The organism is Corynebacterium sp. HMSC070H05 (genome assembly GCF_001837615.1).
Taxonomy (GTDB): domain Bacteria; phylum Actinomycetota; class Actinomycetes; order Mycobacteriales; family Mycobacteriaceae; genus Corynebacterium; species Corynebacterium coyleae.
Genome location: NZ_KV833277.1, coordinates 32,816 through 56,019 on the forward strand (window position 1 = coordinate 32,816; position 23,204 = coordinate 56,019).

The 23,204-nt window shown below is 60.7% G+C and carries 22 protein-coding genes and 1 pseudogene; 9 read left to right on the plus strand and 14 right to left on the minus strand.

The genetic code is table 11. The features are described from left to right. Positions 1-336: 336 nt before the first annotated feature. The 7 genes from HMPREF2617_RS01205 to rpmH form a co-directional block, all read right to left on the minus strand. Positions 337-1,401 (minus strand): ParB/RepB/Spo0J family partition protein, encoded by a 1,065-nt coding sequence (locus HMPREF2617_RS01205; protein WP_070839172.1) that lies wholly within the window; start codon positions 1,399-1,401, stop codon positions 337-339. Positions 1,402-1,404: 3 nt separating this feature from the next. After that, entirely contained in the window at positions 1,405-2,325 is a 921-nt protein-coding gene (locus tag HMPREF2617_RS01210; RefSeq protein WP_141762973.1) for a ParA family protein, read from the minus strand. A 27-nt stretch (positions 2,326-2,352) separates the two neighbouring features. Further along, complete coding sequence (gene rsmG, locus HMPREF2617_RS01215; protein ID WP_141762970.1) at positions 2,353-2,985, minus strand: 16S rRNA (guanine(527)-N(7))-methyltransferase RsmG; 633 nt, start codon at positions 2,983-2,985, stop codon at positions 2,353-2,355. Between the two features lie 100 nt (positions 2,986-3,085). After that, positions 3,086-4,066, minus strand: a complete 981-nt coding sequence (yidC, locus tag HMPREF2617_RS01220; RefSeq protein ID WP_070421909.1) for a membrane protein insertase YidC — start codon at positions 4,064-4,066, stop codon at positions 3,086-3,088. 9 nt (positions 4,067-4,075) lie between these two features. Next, on the minus strand, positions 4,076-4,363 hold the full coding sequence (gene yidD / locus HMPREF2617_RS01225; protein WP_070421910.1) for a membrane protein insertion efficiency factor YidD: 288 nt from the start codon (positions 4,361-4,363) through the stop codon (positions 4,076-4,078). Further along, a complete protein-coding gene (gene rnpA / locus HMPREF2617_RS01230; RefSeq protein ID WP_070770929.1) occupies positions 4,363-4,716 on the minus strand; it encodes a ribonuclease P protein component in 354 nt (117 codons plus the stop codon). The genes yidD and rnpA overlap by 1 nt, the downstream gene beginning before the upstream one ends. A gap of 15 nt (positions 4,717-4,731) precedes the next feature. Then, positions 4,732-4,869 (minus strand): 50S ribosomal protein L34, encoded by a 138-nt coding sequence (rpmH, locus tag HMPREF2617_RS01235; RefSeq protein ID WP_070421912.1) that lies wholly within the window; start codon positions 4,867-4,869, stop codon positions 4,732-4,734. Between the two features lie 761 nt (positions 4,870-5,630). Here rpmH and dnaA point away from each other — a divergent pair. The 6 genes from dnaA to gyrB all read left to right on the plus strand — a co-directional run bounded on the left by dnaA (position 5,631) and on the right by gyrB (position 14,220). After that, the gene (dnaA, locus tag HMPREF2617_RS01240; protein ID WP_070421913.1) at positions 5,631-7,217 is read left to right on the plus strand and encodes a chromosomal replication initiator protein DnaA; all 1,587 of its coding nucleotides are present in this window, start codon (positions 5,631-5,633) and stop codon (positions 7,215-7,217) included. Positions 7,218-7,941: 724 nt separating this feature from the next. Then, entirely contained in the window at positions 7,942-9,141 is a 1,200-nt protein-coding gene (dnaN, locus tag HMPREF2617_RS01245) for a DNA polymerase III subunit beta (protein ID WP_070839181.1), read from the plus strand. A 15-nt stretch (positions 9,142-9,156) separates the two neighbouring features. Then, positions 9,157-10,338, plus strand: coding sequence for a DNA replication/repair protein RecF (gene recF, locus HMPREF2617_RS01250; protein WP_070839185.1), 1,182 nt, complete (start codon positions 9,157-9,159; stop codon positions 10,336-10,338). After that, positions 10,322-10,918 (plus strand): DciA family protein, encoded by a 597-nt coding sequence (locus HMPREF2617_RS01255; protein ID WP_070613778.1) that lies wholly within the window; start codon positions 10,322-10,324, stop codon positions 10,916-10,918. The genes recF and HMPREF2617_RS01255 overlap by 17 nt, the downstream gene beginning before the upstream one ends. 219 nt (positions 10,919-11,137) lie before the next feature. Then, positions 11,138-11,980, plus strand: coding sequence for an Abi family protein (locus HMPREF2617_RS01260; RefSeq protein ID WP_168168321.1), 843 nt, complete (start codon positions 11,138-11,140; stop codon positions 11,978-11,980). Positions 11,981-12,102: 122 nt separating this feature from the next. Next, positions 12,103-14,220 (plus strand): DNA topoisomerase (ATP-hydrolyzing) subunit B, encoded by a 2,118-nt coding sequence (gene gyrB / locus HMPREF2617_RS01265; RefSeq protein WP_180952351.1) that lies wholly within the window; start codon positions 12,103-12,105, stop codon positions 14,218-14,220. Positions 14,221-14,309: 89 nt separating this feature from the next. On the opposite strand, the gene HMPREF2617_RS01270 is transcribed toward gyrB, so the two are convergent. Continuing rightward, positions 14,310-14,744 carry a DUF6918 family protein gene (locus HMPREF2617_RS01270; protein WP_070421918.1) on the minus strand — a complete coding sequence of 145 codons (435 nt, stop codon included), beginning with the start codon at positions 14,742-14,744 and terminating at the stop codon, positions 14,310-14,312. 114 nt (positions 14,745-14,858) lie between these two features. Here HMPREF2617_RS01270 and HMPREF2617_RS01275 point away from each other — a divergent pair, with 114 nt between their 5' ends. After that, positions 14,859-15,740, plus strand: coding sequence for a chymotrypsin family serine protease (locus HMPREF2617_RS01275; protein WP_141739321.1), 882 nt, complete (start codon positions 14,859-14,861; stop codon positions 15,738-15,740). 131 nt (positions 15,741-15,871) lie between these two features. Here HMPREF2617_RS01275 and HMPREF2617_RS01280 read toward each other — a convergent pair whose 3' ends face one another. The 4 genes from HMPREF2617_RS01280 to HMPREF2617_RS01295 all read right to left on the minus strand — a co-directional run bounded on the left by HMPREF2617_RS01280 (position 15,872) and on the right by HMPREF2617_RS01295 (position 18,730). Continuing rightward, positions 15,872-16,309 carry a hypothetical protein gene (locus HMPREF2617_RS01280; RefSeq protein ID WP_070770931.1) on the minus strand — a complete coding sequence of 146 codons (438 nt, stop codon included), beginning with the start codon at positions 16,307-16,309 and terminating at the stop codon, positions 15,872-15,874. A 27-nt stretch (positions 16,310-16,336) separates the two neighbouring features. Further along, positions 16,337-18,178: a Rib/alpha-like domain-containing protein gene (locus HMPREF2617_RS01285; protein WP_070839193.1), complete on the minus strand. Its 1,842-nt coding sequence runs from the start codon at positions 18,176-18,178 to the stop codon at positions 16,337-16,339. 79 nt (positions 18,179-18,257) lie between these two features. Next, on the minus strand, positions 18,258-18,518 hold the full coding sequence (locus HMPREF2617_RS01290; protein ID WP_371440469.1) for a TetR family transcriptional regulator: 261 nt from the start codon (positions 18,516-18,518) through the stop codon (positions 18,258-18,260). Further along, entirely contained in the window at positions 18,518-18,730 is a 213-nt protein-coding gene (locus HMPREF2617_RS01295; RefSeq protein ID WP_070421923.1) for a CopG family transcriptional regulator, read from the minus strand. Before HMPREF2617_RS01295 ends, HMPREF2617_RS01290 begins: the two co-directional genes overlap by 1 nt. 71 nt (positions 18,731-18,801) lie before the next feature. On the opposite strand from HMPREF2617_RS01295, the gene gyrA reads away from it, so the two are divergent. Continuing rightward, positions 18,802-21,318, plus strand: a complete 2,517-nt coding sequence (gene gyrA, locus HMPREF2617_RS01300; RefSeq protein WP_070839196.1) for a DNA gyrase subunit A — start codon at positions 18,802-18,804, stop codon at positions 21,316-21,318. A gap of 3 nt (positions 21,319-21,321) precedes the next feature. Further along, a complete protein-coding gene (locus tag HMPREF2617_RS01305; protein ID WP_070421925.1) occupies positions 21,322-21,666 on the plus strand; it encodes a DUF3566 domain-containing protein in 345 nt (114 codons plus the stop codon). Positions 21,667-22,101: 435 nt separating this feature from the next. Here HMPREF2617_RS01305 and HMPREF2617_RS11800 read toward each other — a convergent pair whose 3' ends face one another. After that, positions 22,102-22,632 (minus strand): hypothetical protein, encoded by a 531-nt coding sequence (locus tag HMPREF2617_RS11800; RefSeq protein WP_141762972.1) that lies wholly within the window; start codon positions 22,630-22,632, stop codon positions 22,102-22,104. A gap of 274 nt (positions 22,633-22,906) precedes the next feature. Next, positions 22,907-23,204: pseudogene (locus HMPREF2617_RS12420) on the minus strand (hypothetical protein); the annotation flags it as partial.

The following is a 23,204-nucleotide window of genomic DNA, read 5'->3' on the forward strand; positions in this document are numbered from 1 at the left end:
CGAAAATAGTTCCCGGACCTAACGCGATCTGCCGATTTCCGTGGAACTTTTTTGGTGAGGGGAGCGGCAACGGCCTCGATCGCGACCTCTATCGCGGCAGCAGTCGCCCGTCGCCCGTCGGCCGGCACCCAGTCACTGACACATTGCGGCAGAATCTGTCAGCCGCAGGTAAACGTGCAGGTCAGACACGACCCTGACAAAGTCCGGCAGAATCTGTCAGAATCGGCTGCCGGTGGCGGGCACGGCAGACAGCGTGGCAGGCCGACAGCGGGCATGCGGACACCGCGGGCGCACAGGCGACCCAAACCAACCGCCCAAACCAGCCGCCTAAAACCCCTAGTCGGTGCCTTGGATGAGCCCCATGATGCGCTCGAAGTCGTCCTTGTCGCCGAACTCGACGACGATCTTGCCCTTGCGCTTGCCCATGGTGACGGAGACTTTGGTGTCCCAGATGTCGGCAAGCGAGTCGGCGGCCTGGCTGAGGTACTCCGGCTGGGGGAGAGGTTGGCGCTTCGGCTTGTCGGGCACCTTGCCGCCTGCGTTGATCATGGATACGGCCTCTTCGGTGGCGCGTACGGACAGGCCTTCGGCGACGATGCGGTCGGCGAGTTGGGTCTGGGCGTCGGTGGTGTCGTCGCCAAGTTTGATGCCCAGGATGGCGCGGGCGTGGCCGGCGGAGAGCACACCGGCGGCGACGCGGCGCTGCACCGGAACCGGCAGGTTGAGCAGGCGGATCGCGTTGGTGATCACGGGGCGGGAGCGGCCGAGGCGGTCGGCGAGTTGTTCTTGGGTGACGCCGAACTCGTCGAGAAGTTGCTGGTAGGCGGCAGCTTCTTCGAGTGGATTCAACTGCACGCGGTGGATGTTTTCAAGCAGTGCGTCGCGGAGCATGTCCTCGTCGGAGGTTTCGCGCACGATCGCCGGGATGTGCTTGAGGCCTGCCTTGGAGGAGGCGCGCCAACGGCGCTCGCCCATGATGAGTTCAAAGCCTTCGGGGGTGTCGCGGACGACGATGGGTTGGAGGAGGCCGAACTCGCGGATGGAGTGGACCAGTTCGGCGAGATCATCCTCGTCGAAGACCTGGCGTGGCTGCTTCGGGTTGGGGATGATCTGGCCGATCGGGATTTCCTGGTATCGGGCGCCCACCGGCACCGGCTGCATGACGTTGTCCTGCTTCGCAGTAACGGTCGGCGCGCCCTTCACAGCCCGCGGCGCACCCTTCGGCGCCTTGCCAGACCCTGCACCAGAACCAGCACCAGAGCCCTTGTCCTGCTTGCCGAAGATCACGTCGGAGGCGTTGCCACCGATGCCGGGGGTTTTGCCGTTCTTGTCAATGTCTGCGGGTGCCGACGGGATCAGTGCTGCCAGTCCGCGGCCGAGGCCGCCTTTGCGTTCTGCCATGGTTTAGTCCTCCTCGGAAGAGCTGTCGAGTTGGGCGGAGACTTCCGGGCTCACGCCAATTGGGCCGGTGGTGGGGTGGGGTTGGTAGTCGCCGCGCAGTGCGAGTTCTTTGGCTGCGTCGAAGTAGGCGAGTGCTCCGCGGGAGCCGGGGTCGTAGTCGATGACGGTCTGGCCGTAACCCGGCGCTTCGGAGACCTTCACGGAGCGGGGGATGACGTTGTTCAGTACGACTTGGCCGAATTGGCCGCGCACTTCGTCGGCGACGTCGGCGGCAAGCCGGGTGCGGGCGTCGTACATGGTCAAAAGGATCGCGGAGATGTGCAGGTTGTGGTTGAGGTGTTCGCGGATCATGCCGATGTTGCCCAGCAGTTGCCCCACGCCTTCGAGTGCGTAGTACTCGCATTGGATGGGGATGAGTACTTCGTCGACGGCGGTCATCGCGTTGATGGTCAGCAGCCCGAGCGAGGGTGGGCAGTCGATAAAGACGTAGTCGAAGCCGTGTTCTTGCATGAAACCGCGGCGGATAGCGTCGTGGAGCCGGTATTCGCGGCGCACCATGGACACCAGCTCGATTTCCGCGCCGGCGAGGTCGATGGTGGCTGGGATGCAGTACAGGTTTTCGTTGTCGGCGTGGGCCTGCACGGCGTCGGCGGCGTCGGCCTCACCGATGAGCACCTCGTAGCTGGAGGTGGTGCCGGAGGTGTGTTCGGCGCCGAGGGCGGTTGAGGCGTTGCCCTGCGGGTCGAGGTCGATCACCAGCACTTTCATGCCCTGGCGGCTCAGTGACGCTGCGAGGTTGACGCTGGTTGTGGTTTTGCCGACGCCGCCTTTTTGGTTGGCAACGGTGATCACGCGGGGTTGGTCGGGTCGCGGGAGCGTTTCGCTTCTCGACGACACCCTCGCCGCCCGCATCGCCTCCTCCATCAAAGGCGTGTCATCGTAGTGATCCACTTATTCCCCCTTCTTCTTGCGGGTGATGCGGATTAGGGTGGTTGGCTGTTCAAGCGTAGTCGCACCCACGGTGAGAATCTCGGGATCCTTACCGCCAGCCTTGGCGATGAGCTTGGCGTCGCGCTCCAGCTCCTCGGCGACGGATTCGCCCTTCATGGCGATCATGGCCCCACCGCCCTGCAGCAGCGGAAGCGACCAGCCGGCAAGTTTGCCCAAGGGTGCCACGGCGCGGGAGGTCACGGCGTCGAAGGATGCCTTCGGCTGCTCCTCGGCGCGGCCACGGATGACGGTGACGTTGTCCAGGCCGAGCTCCTCGGTGATCTCGCGCAGGTAGGTGGAGCGCTTCAGCAGCGGCTCGATGAGCGTGATCTTCAGGTCCGGCCGAGCGATCGCCAGCGGGATGCCGGGCAGCCCGGCGCCGGAGCCGATGTCCGCCACCTTCAGCCCCTCTTGGAAGGCCTCCGAGATCACCGCGCAGTTCAGGATGTGGCGCTCCCACAGGCGTCCGACCTCCTTGGGGCCGATAAAGCCACGCTCGGCGGCGGTGGTGGCCAACGACTGGTGGTAGGCCTCGGCTAATGCGAGGCGATCTCCGAAAACTTGGGCTGCGGCTGCAGGGGACGTATCCGACATGCACAACACTGTAGTCGGCTCCACGACACGGCCCCACACCATATATATGGGCATGAAAAATGCCCCGGGTGAAGCCGGGGCGTCGTCGATAAGCAAATGCTTACTTGCCTTGCTTGCGCTGCTTCTTCGTGCGGCGATCCACCTTGCGGGCACCCGGGGCAGGCGCGGTGGTGCGCTTCATCTCCACCTTGCGGGCCTCCTCGGCAGCCTCCTCGGCGTCCATCTTGTTGTTCAGGAAACGGGTCTGGAAGAAGGTCCACACGTTGTTGGTCAGCATGTAGAACAGCAGGCCGATGTGCCAGATAACACCGGTGGCCAGAATCATGATGGGGAAGAACCAGAGCATCATCTTGTTCATCATGCCCATCTGGGATTCCATCATCGCGGCCATCTCGCCCTGCGGCTTCGCGGTCTTGCCGGCAGCCTTGCGGGCGGCCTGGCGGTTGATCATGATGCGGGCGTTGAAGTGCGTAAACGCAGCACACAGCACGACCAGCGGGGCACAGACGGCGATGATGTTCGCACGCGTCAGGTCAGCGTTACCGAAGGCTGCGAACATCTCCTCCGGCATCGACATGTACGCCGACAGCGGCACACCGAGGAAGTCCGCGTCCAGGAAGGACTGCACGTCCGACGGCGGGAAGGCGTAGTTGGCGGTGTTGCGGTTCTGCTCAACCGTGAAACCAAGACCAACGCCGCCGCCGTCACCGGTGCGGTTGAAGGAACGCAGCACGTGCAGCAGGCCAATAAAAATTGGCATCTGCACCAGCGGCACGATGCAGGATGCCAGCGGGTTGGTACCCATCTCGCGGTAGAGCTTCTGCGTCTCCTCCGCAATTTTTTGCTGGTCGCCCTTGTACTTCTCGCGGATTTCCTGCATCCGCGGCTGCATCTCCTGCATCTTGCGGGTGGACCGCATCTGGTTCACCATCGGCTTCAGCAGCAGCAGACGCACCGTGCATGTCAGCAGCACGATGGCGAGGATCCAGGAGATACCTGAATCCTTCGGAAGGATGAAGCCGAGAACCTCGTGCCAGAACTTCAGCACCCAGGAAATCGGCCAATAAATGAAATTCAGCACGTTTCGGTGTTACTCCTCACTCAATTCGATGCTGCCCGGTACAGGGTCGTAGCCCCCCGGGTGCCAGGGTCCGCACTTGCAGATCCGGGCCGCCGCCAGCATCCCACCACGTAGAGCGCCGTGCCGAGACACAGCTTCGAGCCCATACGCGCTGCATACCGGCAGAAAACGACAGGTCCCGCCCATTTTAAGCGGTGAGAGGTATTTTTGGTAGCCGCGAATCAGCCCGACCAGCGCTTTGGCGGCCGGTCCGCGGGCGGCGGGGATTTCGCCGCCGGCGAAGTTGTAGTACGCCATTAGCGGTTCATCGCTTTGGTAATGGCGCGCTCCATGTCGCGCGCGAGGTCATCGCTGGTTGCGGTGGCAGACTTCGGCAGGGCGCGAATGACGACGTCGTAATTGCGCGGCAGCTTATCGACGACCCCACGTTGCACCACCACATGCCTCAACCTCCGCGACACCGCATGGCGGGTCACGGCGTTGCCGACCTGCTTAGACACCACAAGCCCGAAACGTGGGCCACCTGTGATGACCTCGTCCGGGCGTGGGTAGACATGGACCATTAATGTGCGAGACCCCGCGCGCACTCCCTGCTTCATCGCCGTTTTGAAGTCGGCAGATGAAGTGAGTTTGTGCGGGCGGGGTAGCACGATGGTTGCGTAAGACTACGCGGAAAGGTTCGCGCGGCCCTTCTTGCGGCGCGCGGAAACGATTGCGCGGCCGGCGCGGGTCTGCATACGAGCGCGGAAGCCGTGCTTGCGTGCGCGGCGACGGTTATTCGGCTGGAAAGTCCGCTTAGACACGGTGGACTCCTTGTGCGGTCATGAACGGCCGACGGCTCGTGAAAGCCTCCCGGGGTAGTAGCCGTTCCAAAGTTGAAACGAGTGCGTCGAGATTGCGGTTCGGCACCAGTGGATCGGTGCGCAGTCGCGTGCAGCGCCTTCGCCGGCTCGCCTTGGTAAGCGGCCCGGTGCCCGGCGGGGGCGGTGCTCTCGTGAAGCACGCCAGGGGTAACTGGCGTGAAGACGGGGATAAGACTACGCGAGATTTGCGGCCGCGGCCAAATCAACACTCCGGGTTTCTCATCTGGCCCGAACGGGTGCCCCCGTAATTACAAGCTTGTGTTTTTTCGCAGGTCGGGAAACAAATCGCCGAAGTTTCCTGCGGAGCAGCTGTGAGTATGGGGACACATGTTCGACGACAGGAGTTGTCCACAGTTTGGTGAATGACAAAACGTTAGACACTGCGAGGTCGGGCGGGGTAACAATGTTTCAACACCACAATCACACAGGCTGTTCATGCACAGCCCTGTGGATAACTGTGAAGTAATGGTTGAGACTTTCCCGGTTCGGCGGTCGTTTCCGCAGGGCAGGTCAGGTTTCTGTAATTCACACAGTTATCCACAGAGGAAAATGCACCTGTGGACAACTCCCGAATGCGAAGCTGTCCACACCTGTGGATAACATTGTGGATCGGCAGGTGAGAGCCAAGCCGATCATCCTCAGCGCTTGTGGATCAAGCGGTGAATTTGGAATTACAGGAAATTGACAGACTGGAGCGGACCTTGGCGGATCAACACCTCGAGGATCTTTGGCGTGGCATCGTCGACGAACTCCTCAGACTCTCCGAGCAACCCTCGTCCACGGTCCCCACACTCACCCCGCAGCAGCGCGCCTACCTGCGGCTCATGAAGCCAGTCGTACTTGTCGACGGCTACGCCCTCCTCTCCGCACCACACCAAGCCGCCAAAAACGTGGTCGAAGACTCCCTTTCCCCGCACATCACAGCGCTGCTGACCTCCCACACCGGACTGCCCTACAACCTGGCCGTTTCCGTCGCCGCACCCGAGCCCGAGCCTGAACCACAGCCCGAACCCGAACCGGTGCAGCCGCCCACGCCGCCGGTCCAGCAGCACTCCTGGGGCCAATCCCAAACCGTGGCGGGGGAGTACGAAGCAGAACAACCCGCCGCCGGCGAACAAATCCCAATGGGCCTCGACGAGCTGGCGCGGATGCATGCCGCTCAGGTTGAGGGGCGTCGTCGAGAAGCAGCTGCTCATCCCACCGTGGACCGCCGCATCCCGCGCGAAAAACCAGCTCACGACCCCGACCGCGAAGCCAGCCTCAACCCGAAATACACCTTTGAAAACTTCGTCATCGGCTCCTCAAACCGCTTCGCCAACGGCGCCGCCGTCGCCGTCGCCGAAAACCCCGCCAAGGCCTACAACCCCCTCTTCATCTGGGGCGGCTCCGGCCTCGGCAAAACCCACCTGCTGCACGCCGCCGGCAACTACGCGCGCGTCCTACAGCCAGGGCTGCGTATTAAATATGTGTCGTCCGAGGAATTCACCAACGACTACATCAACTCCGTGCGCGACGACCGCCAAGAATCCTTCAAGCGGCGCTACCGCAACCTGGACATTTTGATGGTCGACGACATCCAATTCCTCGAAGGCAAAGAAGGCACCCAGGAAGAGTTCTTCCACACCTTCAACGCGCTGCACCAGGCAAACAAGCAGATCATCCTGTCGTCCGACCGCCCGCCGAAGCAACTGACCACGCTGGAAGACCGTCTGCGTACGCGCTTCGAAGGCGGCCTGATCACCGACGTTCAGCCACCAGACCTAGAAACCCGCATCGCCATTCTGATGAAGAAGGCTGCCGCCGACGGCACCCAAGTCGACCACGCCGTGCTCGAACTCATCGCGTCGCAGTTTGAGTCGTCGATCCGCGAACTCGAAGGCGCGTTAATCCGCGTCTCCGCCTACTCTTCGCTGATCAACGAGCCAATCACCATGGAAGTTGCGCAGGTAGCACTGCGCGACATTCTTCCCGACGAAGGCGACGTGAACATCAACGCCGCCACCATCAAAGAAGCCGCCGCGGAATACTTCGAAGTCACCATGGAGCAGCTCGTCGGCGCAGGTAAAACCCGTCAGGTGGCGCACGCCCGCCAGATCGCCATGTACCTCTGCCGCGAACTCACCGACCTGTCACTTCCCAAGATCGGCGACGAGTTCGGCGGCAAAGACCACACCACCGTCATGTACGCCGACCGCAAGATCCGCAAGGAAATGACAGAAAACCGTGGCACCTACGACGAGATCCAGGAGCTCACGCAACTGGTGAAGAACCGGGCCCGCGCGCGGTAGGCGGTCGAGTTAATAGGGGAGTCCACTTCGGTGGGCTCCCTTTTTTGTGGTTTCGGGGCGGTTTTCCGCGCTCCCGCCCTATTCCCCAAAAAAGTTCCCCGCCTGGGAACTATTTGCGTCCAGAACCCCAAGAAAATTCACTTTCCCCAGGGCTGAACTGATAGCACCAAGAGAAAGTTCCACGACACAGCCAGAACCCGGGAACTTTTTTGGATTCAACCCCCAAAACCACGCCAAACCCCACCCAACCTAGATCTATCCACAGACCTATCCACACCTGTGTAATTACACCGTTGTAATTAGGCGATCTTAGTCACAAAAGGCTTCTGACCGGCTGGGGAGCGAAATGTGGACAAACCGTGGATAGCTCGGGACAAAATGTGTAATTCCAAAAAGCACAGAAATCTATCCACAAGCAAGGGCAGTTATCCACAAGTTATCCACACCCTGAATCACAAGACGGATCGCCGAGATGACCGGCGCAGATAACGTGTAATCCACAGATTCCCCAGGACTTACTGTTGTTCCCATCTATTTACTTGTAATTCTTCTAAGAGAAAGAGAGGGTGTGCAGAACTCGCCGGGGCTTCGTCGATAGGCGTCGAGAAGCAAATGAGCGAATGACAAAACTGGCACCCGCAAATGGCGTGTGTCGGGGTGCCCGCCTAGAGTGGTTGCGTAATTACATCCGGCCCCTACCCACGTGCAAGGAGTCTGCGCCGCCATGGTTGACATCAACGGTGACAACAACGTGTCGTTCCGCGTCGAACGGGACGACCTTTCTGACGCCGCGGCGTGGGTTGCGCGCAGTTTGCCGACGAAGAACACGCAGCCGGTGCTTCGCGCGGTGGTCATCACTGCGGATGACAATGGTTTGGAATTCGCGGGCTTTGACTACGAGGTGTCCACGCGTGTGCGTATCGGCGCGGAGGTGTCTAACCCGGGTCGTGTCGCTGTAGCGGGCAAGCTCCTGGCGGACATCGTGGCGAACATGCCGAATAAGCCGGTTGAGGTGACCACGGATGGTCAGAAGCTGGTGCTGCAGGGTGCTGCGGCACGCTTTGAGCTGCCGATTATGTCCTTGGATGATTACCCGCAGTTGCCTCACTTGCCGCAGGTCACGGGTAGCATTTCGCCGGCGTCGCTCACGGGTGCTGTCACTCAGGTCGCGGCGGCGGCAGGTCGTGATGACACGCTGCCGATGCTCACGGGTATCCATGTGGAGATCGACGGCGAAAATGTCACGCTCACTGCAACGGACCGTTTCCGCCTGGCGCAGCGTCATCTGACGTGGGAGCCGGCGAGCGCGAACGTCAAGGCGGATCTGCTGGTTCCGGCGAAGACGCTGCTGGATAACGCTCGTACGCTGGACACGAGTATCGACGAGCCGGTGGAGATCGCTGTCGGTTCCGAGGACAACATTGGCGGCGAGGGCCTGTTTGGCCTGCACACCGGCAACCGCGAAACCACAACTCGCATGTTGGATGCGGAGTTCCCGAATGTGGAGCCGCTGTTGCCGAAGGAGCACACGTCGATCGCGTCGGTTGAGGTTGCGCCGCTGATGGAGTCGATCCGTCGTGTCAGCCTGGTCGCGGACCGCAACGCGCAGCTGCGTCTGCACTTCAAGGAAGGCCAGGTCACGCTGTTTTCCTCCGGCGCGGATTCGGGTGCGGCTGAGGAGACCATCGACGCTGCTTTCACCGGTGCCGACGAACTGCTCATCGCCTTCAACGCCGGCTACCTGCGCGAGGGCCTGTCGGTGATTGGCACGAACCGCGTGGTGTTCGGCTTCACGGAGCCGTCGCGTCCGGCGATCATGATCCCGGAGCCGGAGGAGCTGCCGGAGGCGGACGAGAACGGCACGTTCCCCACCCCGGATACGTACTTCACGTACCTGCTGATGCCGGTTCGCCTGCCGGGTTAGTCGTGGGCGGCCTGTATGCACGTCCGCGAGCTTGATCTGCGTGATTTCCGCTCGTGGCCCGAGTTGAATCTCAAGCTCGAGCCGGGGGTGACGGTGATCGCCGGCCGCAACGGCCATGGCAAGACCAACATTGTGGAGGCCGTGCACTACACATCCACGTTGTCGAGCCATCGCGTATCTACGGACGCACCGCTCGTAGCCAGCAACAGACCGAACGCGCGCGTCTCGGTCACCACGGTCAACGACGGCCGCGAACTCACAACCCATCTGCTGATCAAGCCGCATGGGGCGAACCAGGCGCAGATCAACCGCACGAAACTGAAGTCCGCCCGGGAGATCCTGGGCGTGTTGAGCACGGTGATGTTTTCGCCGGAGGACCTGCGGCTGATCAATGGTGAGCCGGCGGAGCGGCGTCGCTTCCTGGACGACCTGGCGGCGCTGCGCACGCCGCGTCTTGGCGGGGCCCGCGCGGATTATGAGCGGGTGCTGCGCCAACGAAACGCACTGCTCAAGCACTCAAACATGGCGCTTCGCAGGGGCTATGGTGACGACGACGGCGCCAGCGCCTTGAGCACCCTCGACGTGTGGGACGGCCAGCTTGCACATTTTGGGGCGCAGGTGGTGGCGGGGCGGCATGGGCTCGTCGATACGCTTGGGCCCCTGATCGCGGAGGCGTACCACTCGGTGGCGCCGGAGTCGCGCCCGGCGTCGGTGGAATACCGCTCTACGCTGGACAAAGCTGTCACGGAGCTCGCCGGCGGGCCCTCGCGGGACCCTGCCGTGTTTGAGGCGGCGATGCTCACGGAGTTGGGGCGGCGCCGCAAGGAGGAGATCGACCGGGGCATCACGCTGGTCGGCCCGCACCGCGACGACCTGGCGCTCATGCTCGGCGACAACCCTGCGAAAGGTTACGCCTCGCACGGGGAGACCTGGTCGTATGCGTTGTCACTGCACCTGGCCGAATACCAATTGTTGTCCAGCGACGGCAAGGATCCGGTGCTGATTCTCGACGACGTCTTCGCCGAACTCGACGCCAAACGCCGCGAGCGCCTCGTTCACGTGGCCGAAGAGGCCGAGCAGGTCCTGATTACCGCTGCGGTTGGCGACGATCTGCCCGGCAACCTCGACGACGCCGTCACCGCCCGCTACGCCGTGACCATGGAGGATGGGGTGAGTTCGATTGAGCGATCTCATTAAAACCACCTTCGACAACCTGCGCGCCACCGCCCGCAAACGCGGCGGCCGCCTGCCGGACCTCTCCCGGCAGGGCACAAGTGTGATTCCAAGGCGCAACAAGCCAACGCTTATCGACGACCACCGCACCATCACGGTGCCGGGGTTGGACTTGCCGGAAGGGGGTCGTCGACAAGCAGATGTTCGGGGGATTCCCACCGGCCTGGACGGACGCGCGCTGCCGAGGAGTTACAAAGTCTCCTCCTTTGCCAACCTGCTGGGCAAAGAAGTGCGCAAACGCGACTGGACCGAAAAGATGGCGCATGGCTGGGTGATGGGGCACTGGGAGGACCTGGTCGGGGAGAAGATCGCACAGCACACGCACGTGGAGATGATCAAGGGCGACGAAGTGCACGTGAGTTGTGATTCCACCGCGTGGGCGACCCAGATGAAGTACATGCAGCGCGAAGTGCTGCGCGCCATCGCCGAGAAAGTCGGGCCGGACGTGGTGACCAAACTGCACATCTACGGACCGAAGACGAAAAGTTGGCGCTACGGGCCGCTGCACGTCAAAGGCCGCGGCCCGCGGGATACGTATGGGTAGGGATTACGGTGGTATTGTTTCCCCCGAAAGCCCCGGAGCGATCCCTGCATCAGCACATCACCGGGGTTACTGATTTGAATGTCAATACCCTCACGCAGTTAGAGCTTGCGTTGGGGAAAAGTGTCGCTTATTGTTTTCCATGTAAGCCCCGCAGATTGAGCCAGTAACGGCGAAGGTTCTGAGTTTTCAGGACGCTCGGGGCATTTGAAATTTCTGGGGGTGGAAATGAATTTCAGCGATCTGAATATGAATCTCATCGCTTCTTCGCCGAGAATGTCAACGTTTCGGGATTATGTTTTAACGCCAGGAAAGAATGGACAGGAAGCGCCAGTTGATCGCTTACCAAGGGCGGAACAACACCTCGAACTTTCTGAAAGAATTAACCGGGCTGCAAGTCGACTGTATTTCTGGGACTCACAAATCGCGGGGTCTTTTTGGCCCGCAGTGGCGCTGGTGGAGGTTCTCGTCCGCAACGCTATGAACGACGAACTGTGCGACTACTTCGATATAGACCACGAAGACGGTTGGCATACGTTAGTGATGAATGGAGAAGACTCCATATCGTCTTCCGAAGAAGGGAATCAGCTCAAGAGCAAGTACGTCCTTCTGACGCGAAAAGACTACCGTGCATTTGAACAGAAACTGAGTGAGATTAAACGGAAGCGTCCCAGTTCTGCTATTTCGGGGGACTATTTTGTAGGAAAAGTTTCTCTAGGAATGTGGCTTAGCTTGTTGAATAACGGAGACTCGGGTCCAGGGCGCGGCTATCTCAACTACGAACAGACGCTATGGGAGCCGTGTTTGGTTGAGGCTTTTCCGAACTATCAAGGCAAGCGTTCCCAGCTGAGGAACGAATTAAACCAGTTTGCCAAGTTACGGAACCGGATCGCTCATCATGAACATCTTCTCGGACGGCACAACTTTAATAGTGATGCGGATAACCTCGTTAGTATCGCGAGCTATATCGACGAGGACGTTGCGGAGGTTATCCGACAAAACAACCGCTTTCGTTCTGTGATCGCCCAGCAACAAGATTTCCTTGACGGATTGATTGTCCTTTAAAACCCGAAAACGTGAAATTGGGGCGTGAAACGCCCGCTCGCGGGTTGGACGAGTGCCCGTTATGTCCCCCTCGGCGTGTAAGATGAAACGAGTTCAACGGGCTTAGGGCCCATATTTCACGCATGGAGGAGCGTCCCGCAGTGGCTGAACAGCAACCCCATTACGACGCGTCGTCGATTACTATTCTCGAGGGCCTTGAGGCGGTGCGTAAGCGCCCAGGCATGTACATCGGTTCCACCGGTGTGCGCGGTCTGCACCACTTGGTGTGGGAGGTCGTGGACAACTCTGTCGACGAGGCGATGGCGGGCTACGCCGACCAGGTCGATGTGACGTTGTTGGCAGATGGCGGCGTTGAGGTCGTCGATAATGGTCGTGGTATTCCGGTGGAGATGCACCCGTCCGGCGCCCCGACTGTCCAGGTGGTTATGACCCAGCTGCACGCCGGCGGCAAGTTCGACTCGGAGTCCTACGCGGTTTCCGGTGGCCTGCACGGTGTGGGTATTTCCGTGGTGAACGCGCTGTCCACTCGCGTTGAGGCGGATATTAAGCGTGACGGTAGGCACTGGTACCAGCGCTTCAACATGGCCGTGCCGGATGAGTTGGAAGAGGGCGGTAATGCCCGCGGTACTGGTACGGCGATTCGTTTTTGGCCGGACCCGGAGATTTTTGAGACGGTCGAGTTCAATTACGACACCATTGCGCGCCGTCTGCAGGAGATGGCGTTCCTGAACAAGGGTCTGACGATTACGCTGACGGACCAGCGCGTCACCGATGAGGAGCTCGAGCTCGAGGCGATCGCCGAAGAGGGCGACACCGCTGCGCTGATCGGCGGCGACTCGTTCGACGATTCCACCGAGACCGTCGATGCGTCCGAGGTTGATAAGGACGGCGACGGAAACCCGGTTGAGGCTGGCGATGAGGTTGCGCCGGACGTCAAGAAGAAGCGCGAGAAGAAGGTTGTCTACCACTACCCAGACGGCCTGATTGACTACGTCAACTACCTGAACAAGTCGAAGACCGCCATCCACCCGACCATCGTCGGTTTCGACCAGAAGGGTGACGGCCTCGAGGCTGAGGTGGCGATGCAGTGGAACAGCTCGTTTAAGGAGTCTGTCCACACCTTTGCCAACACCATCAACACGCATGAGGGCGGTACGCACGAGGAAGGTTTCCGTGCCGCGCTGACCACGTTGATGAACCGCTACGCCCGCGAGCACAAGCTGCTCAAGGACAAGGAGCCGAATCTTACTGGCGACGACTGCCGTGAGGGCCTCGCCGCTGTCGTCTCCGTACGCGTGGCTGACCCGCAGTTCGAGGGCCAGACGAAGACGAAGCTGGGCAACACTGAGGTCAAGGGCTTTGTCCAGCGCGCCATCAACGAGAACCTGTCCGATTGGTTCGACGCGAACCCGGCTGAGGCGAAGGTCATCGTGAACAAGGCGGTGGCGTCCTCGCAGGCTCGTCAGGCGGCGCGTAAGGCGCGTGACCTGGTTCGTCGTAAGTCTGCGACGGACCTGGGTGGCCTGCCGGGCAAGCTGGCGGACTGCCGTTCCAAGGACCCTGCAAAGTCCGAACTGTTCATCGTGGAGGGTGACTCCGCAGGCGGTTCCGCAAAGGGCGGCCGCGACTCCAAGTACCAGGCGATCTTGCCGCTGCGAGGCAAGATCCTGAACGTGGAGAAGGCCCGCATGGACCGCGTGCTCAAGAACGCCGAGGTCCAGGCGATCATCACCGCCCTGGGCACGGGTATCCACGAAGAGTTCGACATTGCGAAACTGCGCTACCACAAGATCGTGCTCATGGCCGATGCTGACGTGGACGGCCAGCACATCGCCACCCTGCTGCTGACCTTGCTATTCCGCTTCATGCCGGAACTGGTGGAGAACGGCCACGTGTACCTGGCTAACCCGCCGTTGTACAAGCTCAAGTGGGGCAAGGGCGAGCCGGGCTACGCCTTCTCCGACCGCGAGCGCGACGAGCTGCTGGCGGAGGGCCTGGAGGCCGGCCGCAAGATCAACACCGACGACGGCATCCAGCGTTACAAGGGTCTGGGCGAGATGAACGCCAAGGAGCTGTGGGAGACCACCCTGGACCCGGAGACCCGCATCCTGCGCCGCGTGGAGCTCGAGGACGCGCAGCGCGCCGACGAGTTGTTCTCCATCCTGATGGGTGACGACGTCGCCGCACGCCGTTCCTTCATCACCCGCCGTGCAAAGGACGTCCGCTTCCTCGACGTCTAGGCTGTAGGCGCGCACGACAACGCCCCGGCACCTCCACCAAGGGAAGTGCCGGGGCGTTGGCGGTTGTGGGGTGCTGCGACTGCTTTGTGCTACGCGTACTTTTCGACGACACGCCCCAGGTCCGGCAACGCCGGACTCACAATCTTCTTCGCCTTGCCGCGCAGCGTGGAGTAGACCTTCTTCAGCGCGCTGGGCATGGATTCGATGGCGGTATCGCCAGCCTTGAGGACGGAATCGATCACGGAGTCCTCGTTCGCGGCGAGGAATCCACCGAAGTCCTGCTGGCCGCTTGCCTTGAAGGCGTTCCAGTGCGGGTTCAGCGACTCGACGAGGTCCGGCAGGAACTTGTTCAGTCCCTTGCTCACAGCGTCTGCATCAGCCTTCTTACCTGCGGCGATGGCGGACTTGAGGGCCATGCCGGTCAGGCCGGACTGGTTGGCCACGGTGGTTTCCGTCAGTTGGGTCAGGTCCTCGACGAGCTTGGAACGGGTGGAGGCGTCGAGAAGCTTGGATAGATCACTCATAGTGGGCAGTGTACTTGGCGTACGACATGATTTTTGTTTGCGGGAAAACGAGCAGCTGTCAGGGAGCAGGGATATAGTCTTCAGTATCTTCGGCACTAATTGACAGGAAACGTTATGCCTGATTTTAAAGACATCGCTTCTCGGCTTCCTGAGATCGCAGGTATTGTCATCGCGATTCTGACGGTTCTCGGACTCATCGGCGGATTGTCATCGGGGGAGTTAAGTTCAGAAGCCCCAGGGCAGCAGAACATTACGCAACCGGACAGGGAGAGGCCCAACCCTGCGCCGCAGCCTCAGAAGCCTGCACCACGTGTAACCGCTGGTATGCGTAACACTGAGGTGTATCGCCAGTCCCAGGGCTTCGAACGGCTTGTCAACCTGGGCAAGGTGGCGCCGGGCGCCAAATATACGGTGTTTGACCAGGCGGGTCGTCCTAAAGGCGAATGCAGTTTTGGGTGGATGCTGCGCCAGCAGAACACTAACCGTGTGTTCAACCTGACCGCCGGTCACTGCGGTGTGACAGGTGACCGTGCGTTTGTGATGCTTCCCAATAACCAGCTCATGTATGCGGGTCGGTTTATCTCTTCGACCGGCATGCCGAATCGGATTGGGGTCGATGCTGATTTCGCAGTCATTTTCCTTGATAACCCCAATGTGCAGATTGACCCGACCGTTCCAGGTGTTGGCCGTGTGCAGGGTGTTGCTGGTTTGCCGGCAATCGATAGGACTGAGCCGAAGCTTTGCCGTCTAGGTTGGCGCAGCGGCTTGTCGTGTGGCTACTACATCGATACTCCAAGTCCACTGGTGTTCCGGTTCCGGAACATTTCGGACCACGGCGATTCCGGCGGCCCAGTGTGGGTTGAGGGGCCGAATGGCCGCTACGCCGCAGGTGTCCTGTCCTTCGGACCGAAGGTGAATGCTACCCAAATCGGTGCTGCCGCAATCGGCCCTGTGCTTGAGTACCTGAGTCAGTACAACTTCTATTACTGGGGCTAGAACCGGAGGTAAACGACAAGACCGCGTCCAGGACTGGACGCGGTCTTTTTGGTTGCAGTTCTTCCTCCGCAGCCCCATAAGTCACTGCAACCACAACAGTTCACAACCGTAACATACGCGGTTGCGGGGCGTTACTTAAACGACGGGGGATTTTTCTGGAATTGGTCAATCGCCTGCGTGACCTGGGACGTGATGAACTGTGCCGGGAAGATTCGGTTGCTCTCGGAGGAGCCCACGACGTGGGTGAGGTTGAACTGCTTGGCTACGTCGTCGACAGCTTGGCGCACTGGCGGCACGAAATCGACGATGGCCTGGATGGCAACCAGCGTGGTCACCAACGCGATGGTCAACGAGATCGGGGCCGAGCCGGTGTAGGAGCCCTCAAGTGGGCGCTTTTCTGGCACGTCGAGGTCCTTGTCGTAGTCCGGACGGTAGTTCGGCTTGGAGGAACCACCGGAGCTCGTGGTGGAGAGCTGTGTGACGGCGGGTTCGGCGTGAGCTGGTGCGACCGTGGTGGCGGCGGCAGCGGCCACGGCAATCGCAGTGGCGGCGGTGGCGATTTTCTTCATGGCAGACATGTTAAGTGCTCGGGGCTGTTAGAAGGGCAATGAACCCATCTGTGTCACTGCGAACCCTGCGGCGCCGAGCAGGGCCAGGACGCCGAGCACGATGGCGATGATGCCGCCGGTGCTGGACCCCTCCTTGTCCGTACCGCCAGGAGTCGGTGCAGGCGCAGGAGCGGGTGCCGGATTGGCGGTGGACGGCGTCCCCGGCTTCGGCGCAGGCGCAGGTGCGGGCGAACCAGGACCAGGCGCATCAGAAGGCTGCGTTGCGGTCGTGGTGTTGCTGCGGATGGCGATTGGCAGGCGGGCCGTGTTTTGCGAGCCGTCCTTGTAGGTCACCACCACATTCGCCGCAATTTGCGCAACGTCCGCGTTTTTACCTGCGGTGATGGTGATGGCGCCCGTGGAGGTGTCGGCCGTAAACGTGAGGTCGCGGACGACCAAGTTGGTGATGCTGACTACGGCACCGTCCGGCCAGTTGTTTGGCTTCACGGTCACGCTTTCCCCGGGAAGGAGTCTTGCGGTGGGGTAGCGCACGGTGGTCACGGATGCCTGTTCCACCTCGGGTTTGGTGAAGGTGAAGTTGGTCTCAAGGTACGTGCGCGACCCGTCGGGGAAGCGAGCGGTTACCGGCATGGTCACGGTGGTGCCGGCCCTGGTGCGCTGCGGCGGGGTCAGGTTGATTTCGCCGGTGTGGCGGTCGATCTTCACCTGCCAGCCGGCCGGGGGCGTTTGGTTGATCTCAAACGTGGTGCCTTTGGGGAAGTCGCCGACCGGTTTGGCTGTGGCGATTTCCGTGGTGGTGGCGCTCGCGGCGGGGTATTTCACGGTGAAGGTTTCGGAGTTCCACTTGCCGTCTTCGGTGACGGTGAAGGTTGCCCATCCGATGCCGACGAGGTTGTCCGGGGTGGTGACCTCGACTGGGATTTGGAAGGTCCAAGGTGCTGTCAGTGGGCGCTTTGGCTTGACGACGACAACCCCGCTGGCCTCGTCAACATCGACATCAATAAAGCGGAAGATGCTCGGGTTGAGATCGGGTCGTGCCTTGAAGGTGGTGCCTTCGGGCAGGGCGTCCGCCAACGCGGTGGAGGCTTGCTCGCTGCCGCTCATTGTCTTGTCGTGCCACTTCGGGGTGAAGGCGTTGTCGTAGATGTTGTTGAAGAAGTCCTCGATAGACGCACCGCTGCCAAGCGACTCGCTTGACTTCTTGGAGTAGGCGTAGATATCTGCACGCACGTTGCGGAACGAGCCGTCGGGGTACACCACCTTCACGCTGGCTGCGCTCTTGGAGCCTGGCTTGACCGGATCGAGCTGCGTGACAGACAGATCGCCGTTGGCGGCAGCGGTGACCTTGAAATGGTCGGGAGCGGTGACTTCGAATCGGGTGCCTTCGGGGAAGTCACCCTGCAGTTGCGCTACGGAGAGCACCGAATCGGAGCTGTCTTCGACGGTGAACGCTGGGTAGTACGACAGGGGATACTTCTTTGCCATCTCGCCGATGGTGTCGACGACGTGGATCATGATGGGGAAACTGCGTGCGCGCACGCCGTCGCTGCCGGTGATCATGAACTGGGTGCGCTGGTTCGGGATCACGTCTTCGGCGACGTGCATGGTGACCACGCCGGTGCGTGGGTTGGTGCTGAACCGGTAGCCCAGGTAGTCGTCGGAACCCTCGAAGCGCACGTTGCTGGGGATGGAGCCCTGCGGGGCGATCTCCACGGTACCGCCGGGCGTAACCTGCTTGACCGGCCACGTGAGTCCGGACAGGAAGGCTTGAGAGGTGGCGGCGGTTGCGGGGGAGTGGGGCAGGGCAACACCGCCGCCCAACAACGCGGCGGTGGTGGCGACCGCAATTGCGGTGCGACTGAACTTCATGGCTGCCTCCAATAAGTTATAAGAACTTTTCGACTATACCCCTAGACACCTGTAATGCGAGTTTTCGGATTTATCCCGTTTATCCCGCCCAGCGCCGATACACCTCTGCGGCGACCACGGCGAATCCCTCGTTGCCAGACGACAGCGGTGCGAGCGCAGTAATAGAAGAGGACAAGGCCTCGGCTGCGGCGTCCACCGAGTCGAAGACCGGCACGCCGTGGAACCGGGAGCCTGGCACGGCAGCACATGCTGCCAGGAACCCGAAGGACGTGATGTGGCAGCCGTGGAAGTCGCAGTACTCGTCGGCGATGGCCAGCAACTGCTCTGCACTGAAACCCATCACGAGCGTGCCTGCCGGATGCGTGATTCCATGGCGGTGTAGCCGGGGATGAGGGAGCGTGCGAGGTCGGTGACGGTGGCGTCGTCAAGCAAACGCGTTGCGGAGGAGACCACCGCACGACGCGCGGCTTCCTGCTTGGAGCACCCCCATGCGGATGCGAGTAAAACGAGCGCTTTGTCTTCGTCTGCGGTCAACCGGAGCGTCATAGCCATACCACTTTGATACCACGGCGCTCCATGGTCGTGGCGGAAAAAGCCACAGAAGCCCGGTAAACTCCATAAACATGGCTGACGAGACCTCAAGCGGCATCGACCGCATTCAACCAATCGATATCAATGAGGAGATGCAGACCAGCTACATCGATTACGCCATGAGCGTGATCGTCGGTCGTGCACTCCCAGATGTGCGCGACGGCATGAAGCCGGTCCACCGCCGCATCATCTACGCAATGTATGACAACGGCTACCGCCCCGAGCGCTCCTACGTGAAGAGTGCAAAGCCGGTGGCAGACACCATGGGTAACTTCCACCCGCACGGTGACATCGCTATCTACGACACCCTCGTGCGTATGGCGCAGCCGTGGGCGATGCGCTACCCGCTGGTGGATGGCCAGGGTAACTTCGGCTCGCCGGGCAACGACGGCCCAGCTGCTATGCGTTACACGGAGTGCAAGATGACTCCGCTGGCCATGGAGATGGTGCGCGACATCCGCGAAAACGCCGTCGACTTCAACCCGAACTACGACGGCAAAACCCAAGAGCCAGCCGTGCTGCCGTCCCGTGTGCCGAACCTCTTGATGAACGGCTCCAACGGCATCGCCGTGGGTATGGCCACCAACATCCCGCCGCACAACCTCAACGAGCTGGCGGCCGCGATCCAGTGGATCCTGGACAACCACGACGCGGACGAGCAGACCACGCTCGACGCCGTCATGGAGCGCGTGAAGGGCCCGGACTTCCCAACCGCCGGCCTCATCGTGGGCGATCAGGGTATTAAGGACGCCTACACCACCGGCCGCGGCTCCATCCGCATGCGCGGCGTGACGGAGATCGAGGAGATTGGCAACCGCCAGGTCATCACGATCACCGAGCTGCCGTACCAGGTCAACCCGGATAACTTCATCCACAACATCGCCGAGCAGGTCACCAACGGCAAGATGGTGGGCATCTCCAAGATCGAGGACGAGTCCTCCGACCGTGTGGGCATGCGCATCGTGGTCACCCTCAAGCGCGACGCTGTGCCGCGCGTGGTGCTAAACAACCTGTACAAGCACTCCCAGCTGGAGACGAACTTCTCCGCCAACATGCTGTCCATCGTCGACGGTGTGCCGCGCACCCTGCGCCTGGATCAGATGCTGCGTTACTACGTCAAGCACCAGATCGAAGTCATCGTCCGCCGCACCCAGTACCGCCTGGACGAGGCCGAGAAGCGCGCCCACATCCTGCGTGGTTTGGTCAAGGCGCTGGATGCGTTGGATGAGGTCATTGCCCTGATCCGCAACTCGCCGACTGTCGACGACGCCCGCCAGGGCCTGATGAAGCTTCTCGATGTCGACGAGATCCAGGCCAACGAAATCCTAGCCATGCAGCTGCGCCGCCTGGCAGCGCTGGAGCGCCAGAAGATTGTCGACGACCTCGCAGCCATCGAGGAACAAATCGCCGACTACAAGGACATCTTGGCCAAGCCGGAGCGTCAGCGTCAGATTGTTGGCGAGGAGCTGGGTGAGATCGTCGACAAGTATGGCGACGAGCGCCGCACCCAGATCGTTGCCGCAACCGGCGACGTGACCGAAGAGGACCTCATCGCCCGCGAGAACGTCGTGGTCACGATCACCTCCACGGGCTACGCCAAGCGCACCAAGGTGGACGCCTACAAGTCCCAGAAGCGCGGCGGCAAGGGCGTGCGCGGCGCTGAGCTCAAGCAGGACGACGTGGTGAAGAACTTCTTCATCTGCTCCACCCACGACTGGATCCTGTTCTTCACCAACTTCGGCCGCGTCTACCGGCTCAAGGCCTACGAGCTGCCGGAAGCAGGCCGCACGGCCCGCGGCCAGCACGTGGCTAACCTGCTGGAGTTCCAGCCGGAAGAGAAGATCGCCCAGGTCATCCAGATCCAGTCCTACGAGGACGCCCCCTACCTGGTCCTGGCCACCCGCGACGGTCGCGTGAAGAAGTCGCGCCTGACCGACTACGAATCCGCACGTTCCTCCGGCCTGATCGCCCTGAACCTCAACGAAGGCGACGCCCTCATCGGCGCGTCCCTCGTTGGTGAGGACGACGACATCCTGCTCGTCTCCGAACAGGGCCAGGCGATCCGCTTCTCCGCCGACGACGAGCAGCTGCGCCCGATGGGCCGCGCAACCGCCGGCGTGAAGGGCATGCGCTTCCGTGGCGACGACCAACTGCTCGCCATGACCGTCGTCCAAGACGGCCAGTTCCTGCTCGTGGCCACCTCCGGCGGCTACGGCAAGCGCACCGCCATCGAGGAGTACAACACCCAGGGCCGCGGCGGCATGGGTGTGATGACCTTCAAATACACCCCGAAGCGAGGCAAGCTCATCGGCGCCCTGGCCGTGACCGAGGAGGACCAGATCTTCGCCATCACCTCCGCGGGTGGCGTGATCCGTACTGAGGTCAACCAGATCCGCCCGTCGTCACGCGCAACCATGGGCGTGCGCCTCGTGGACCTCAACGACGGTGTCGAGCTGCTCGCCATCGACCGCAACGTCGAAGACGAGGGCGAAGAGGAAGCCACTGCCGTGGCAACCGGCCAGAAGACCCTCGACGATGCGAAGGAGTAGCCCATGGCCGCTCGCAAAGTGACAATCCGGAACGTCAGCGCCGGATCCGTCTTTAAGGTTGCGACGCTGCTTGCCTTGTTCGGGTTCATCGCCTGGATGCTCGCCGCAGTGCTGGTGTACCTCGCGCTGGACCGCGCCGGGGTGGTCGAGTCCATCAACTCGCTCATCGGCGGCGTGGGCGGCGACCAGGTCGTGGACATGAAACTTGCCATGATGGCCGCGGCACTGTTCGGCCTGGCCGGTGTGGTGTTCATGTCCATCATGGCGCCGCTGACCGCGATCATGTACAACGCCGTCGCGGACCTCGTCGGTGGTGTGCGCTACACCATGTCTAACAGGGCAAAATAGCGCTTATCGACGACACCAAACGCGCCCCGGGTCGTACCTCCCGGGGCGCGTTAAGTCTTTTCTGTGCTGGCTTGTGAACTGTCCCCGGTTTTGTACAGATTGCTACATAACGGATTGGATACGAATAATTTCACAACCGTGCGTCAGATAACCGTCCGCCTTACTATTGCGGTGAGTTTTTGTAATTGCTGTATCTGATAGGAGGCCGACAATTAATTTCTCGATGCAGGAGTTTCTCGTCTATGCGATCCTTGTTTTCATCGTAGTTACCGTGATTTGGTGGGTAGTCAAAATTCTGCGGGGTTTCGCCAACGGGTACCGATCGGTGGATAAAACGGATTTGCGCACTGATGTCGATAAGCAAAAGGGCAGGATGTAGAAAAGATTGCAAAAAGGGCGAGGACGTCATTAGCTCCTCGCCCTTTTTGCGGTTTCCTAAGGTTTGATTTCTACGCAGGCGTAGTTACTCCACTTTCCTTCAACCTTGACGCGTCCACACATAGGGCCAGCGTCAATGCTGCGGTTAAAATCCCACTTACGAGTAGCACGCACCCATCCACTATCAGGGCCGGTAGTTTCTGTGCGTCGCTGGCCGCCTTCGTACCAGGCAAGCTCCATGTCTTCTACTGTGGAGTTTTCAAGCTCAGCCCCAGAAAAGTAATTCACGTAGACAGTATCTACATGAAGTCCACTACCGTTTACGTTGATACCTACGTATGCTCCACTTGCTCCAGGAGCTGCGGTGAGTCCATCTGCAGAGTAATTGGAAATAGATGGCTCGAAGGTGACTTCCTCAGTCGAGGAAAGATTAGCATTTTGCTCAATCTTCGTTTTTTCGATGGCGCTTTGTACAGACTCATCGGCTGCGGGCGTATCCGCGTTAGCAGTTCCGATCGCGGTGGTGGCTGTCAATGCAATCACCGCCGCAGTAAAGCCGGAAAGTAGTTTCTTCTGTGTTTGCGGCATAATTCCCTTTCTCGGACGGAGGTGAACAAACCGTGGGATGAAAAGTCATCCGGTATAAAATCTTCTAAATGCTGTCCAGCCCCGCAACTGATGCTGCGCTATTCTTATTGATTTAACATATAACGTTAATGTATGAGTTTAGACTGTGTATTCGATAAAAACAGACTGGAGCTGATTGAGCGGCAATCGAGATGGGCGGGTAACTCTGGGGCAGTCACTGGCCCCGCAAGGGTCCGACTCAAGACTTCAAAGGTACTCGTGGGAGGCCTTGGGGTCAGGGGTTTCTAATGGACGAGAGTTCTCTATAAGAGATCATCTGGCCGCGAAGCACAATCAATTCGCGGAACCACGAGCGCAACGTGTGAGGGGCTACGCCAAGCAGTACCCCAACTTCTTCATGAGAGTGTTGCAACGAGCAAGATTCAACACGGACTATCTCAACGATTTGATCGACCGCCTTTTCCTTGAATTCGACGGAATACGTTCTGGATGTAGTGACCAATCCTTCCTTAGCAAAGGTAGGAACTAAATCCAGGACGCTTTGCTGAGTGCGCGTAGTTGGTAGGGGTATT